Origin of the sequence: Kitasatospora sp. NPDC101157, assembly GCF_044768255.1 — a bacterium.
Taxonomy (GTDB): domain Bacteria; phylum Actinomycetota; class Actinomycetes; order Streptomycetales; family Streptomycetaceae; genus Kitasatospora.
Genome location: NZ_JBIWPL010000076.1, coordinates 1 through 1,139, shown reverse-complemented (window position 1 = coordinate 1,139; position 1,139 = coordinate 1). Strand labels below are relative to the sequence as shown.

Below are 1,139 nucleotides of genomic sequence, written 5' to 3'. Positions count from 1 at the left end.
GCGGCTGGATCACCTCCTTTCTAAGGAGCACATGGCCGCTTGCAGGCGAATGTTCTGCACGGTTGCTCATGGGTGGAACGTTGACTATTCGGCACAGGAAGAGACCAGGGGCTAGTACTGCTTCGGCGTGGAACGCGTTCTGGGATTGACTGTGTCGGGCACGTTGTTGGGTCCTGAGGGAACGGAAGTTGCCTCATGGTTGCCGGCCTCACTCAAGGCGGTCCGTTGGATCGTTGAGGGTGTGTGACTGGTCGTTGTTTGAGAACTGCACAGTGGACGCGAGCATCTGTGGCCAAGTTTTTAAGGGCGCACGGTGGATGCCTTGGCACCAGGAACCGATGAAGGACGTGGGAGGCCGCGATAGGCCCCGGGGAGCTGTCAACCGAGCTTTGATCCGGGGGTGTCCGAATGGGGAAACCCGGCAGTCGTCATGGGCTGTCACCCGCTGCTGAACACATAGGCAGTGTGGAGGGAACGCGGGGAAGTGAAACATCTCAGTACCCGCAGGAAGAGAAAACAACCGTGATTCCGGGAGTAGTGGCGAGCGAAACCGGATGAGGCTAAACCTTGAGCGTGTGAGACCCGGCAGGGGTTGCGCTCAGGGGGTCGTGGGTTTTTTCTTGATCGGTCTGCCGGCCGGTCGGCGAGTCAGAAACCGTATGGGTAGTCGAAGGACATGCGAAAGGTCCGGCGTAGAGGGTAAGACCCCCGTAGACGAAATCTGTACGGCTCGCTTGAAGAACACCCAAGTAGCACGGGGCCCGAGAAATCCCGTGTGAATCTGGCGGGACCACCCGCTAAGCCTAAATATTCCCTGGTGACCGATAGCGGATAGTACCGTGAGGGAATGGTGAAAAGTACCGCGGGAGCGGAGTGAAATAGTACCTGAAACCGTGTGCCTACAAGCCGTGGGAGCGTCGTTCACCAGCTTGCTGGTGGGCCGTGACTGCGTGCCTTTTGAAGAATGAGCCTGCGAGTTTGCGGTGTGTAGCGAGGTTAACCCGTGTGGGGTAGCCGTAGCGAAAGCGAGTCCGAATAGGGCGGTTGAGTTGCATGCCCAAGACCCGAAGCGGAGTGATCTAGCCATGGGCAGGTTGAAGCGCGGGTAAGACCGTGTGGAGGACCGAACCCACCAGGGT

The 1,139-nt window shown here is 58.6% G+C and carries 1 rRNA gene; it reads left to right on the top strand.

Annotation, left to right across the window (positions count from 1 at the left end):
* Window positions 1-290: 290 nt before the first annotated feature.
* Window positions 291-1,139 (top strand): 23S ribosomal RNA (locus ACIRVF_RS42955); the annotation flags it as partial.